Raw genomic sequence first — 1538 nt, 5'->3', positions numbered from 1 at the left:
CGGCACTGGCGAAAACTCAATGGCATTCCCCGCTTGGCTCAGGTTATCGAGGGAGTCGTGTTCAAGGACGGAGTTCGGGAAGACGCCGAGAAAATCGCCGCCTGAGTCCGCCCCGTACACAAAATTTGACCATTACTCGATCGCACGACCGTAGCCACTTCATAACCGTCGTGAAATGATGGGTCCTTGGTAGGTTTAATGCGCGAGTTGGGCTAGGGAACGAAAGAAACGCTCATTTTCGCGGGCGCGAAAATACGGGATCATTCCATGGTGTGCCCTATACCTACGGATATATTCCGACAGCCAAGGCCGTAAGGACTTGGAGCAGTCCGAACCTTTTTATGATTTTTCTTCGACGCACCTTCCAGCTCACACTTGCTGCGACTCAACGGAGCTGTCTGATATCGCCACGCTTAGAACTGGTTGCGTTCTTTCTGAACGCCTCAGCAACGCATCATCCATCGTGCTCATGGCTAATCCCCAGTTCGGCAATGAGCTGGCGCTCCGCCGCTCCGATCCGGGCGGGATCGATCTCCGACAGGCCGGTTTCGTAGACGTAGCGGCAGGCCCTCCTGTCCAGACGGACGGCCTTCGTGCGCCGCCGCGCCAGCTCCGCCAGAATGGGGTAATCGGCTAGCCTGACCATCGCATGATCGCTAATCATTGGTATTCGTTTCCTTGTCGTCGTGTCATTTCCGTTTTCATCCACACATCCAATGCACCCGGTCCCACGGGTCCCATAAATACCCCTGTCCGGATAAAATCGGTATGGTTGGAGCTGGGCAGGAACACCCTCCCGTCCTCGGATTTGCCCACAGGCATACCCCGGTTATTCTATGCGTATGGTAACCGCCACTTGGCTGAGCTGCCGCTGAGGTCCATACGCCGGATTTACATGACAGCAGTGCGCCCGCCCAATCCCGAGCAACAAGCCCATTCGGCGCACATCCCCCGCCGGCCACCGCTATTCCGTTGACCTGAAACGTGTTTGCTGCATTGTTACCCCACGTCGTGCTGTTACCAAACGTCGTTAGGCTGTCCGCTTGAACCGTTGCCAGGCGAGTCGTTCCCCTGGGTTGCATGTAGTACCCATTGTTCCAGCGGTCGTAGTAGATATCGGCCTGTGTCCAGCCGTACGTATAGTTGTTGTCCTGAATCGTGTAATTGGTCCGGCTCGTGCCGTTCGGATCGCTGTAGTAGCCGGAATTATTGCTGTCATACACGATTTGGGTTTTCACAGAACCGGAAGAGGCCTGGCCCGGATTGGACGTATTGCCGCTTTGGTCAACGCTCCACGTTTGTGCAGTCCATGGGCTGTTAATGGTCCGGAGTGTCCCATTCACGTTCTCGAACCAAACGACCTGTCCGTTCGCACCTATGGTTTTAATTAACCCGCCTTCCCCAGGTTGGTTGGTCAGTTGCACATTCCCGGAGCCCGCCGTAACCGTTTGCGATGCCGTTACCGTGGCACCGTTGACCTGATTTGCATTGCTCAGGTCCTGGCCGTTCATATCGAGCGTGGTGAACATTTGGTTCAC

2 protein-coding genes are annotated in these 1538 nt (G+C 55.6%); both read right to left on the bottom strand.

The window, feature by feature from the left end:
* Positions 1–454: 454 nt before the first annotated feature.
* Positions 455–664 (bottom strand): hypothetical protein, encoded by a 210-nt coding sequence (locus VEB01_RS02015; protein WP_324872434.1) that lies wholly within the window; start codon positions 662–664, stop codon positions 455–457.
* A gap of 37 nt (positions 665–701) precedes the next feature.
* Positions 702–1538, bottom strand: an 837-nt coding sequence (locus VEB01_RS02010; RefSeq protein WP_324872433.1) for a hypothetical protein, incomplete at its 5' end; no start/stop codon positions are given.

The sequence above is a fragment of the Methylocaldum sp. genome (genome assembly GCF_035627495.1).
In the GTDB taxonomy this organism is placed as follows: Bacteria; Pseudomonadota; Gammaproteobacteria; order Methylococcales; family Methylococcaceae; genus Methylocaldum.
This window is presented reverse-complemented; position numbering and strand designations above follow the sequence as displayed.

What these genes read in the sequence shown, in the direction of transcription:
- VEB01_RS02015 (WP_324872434.1), bottom strand. Translation starts at nt 664, where the DNA reads ATGATTAGCGATCATGCGATGGTCAGGCTAGCCGATTACCCCATTCTG.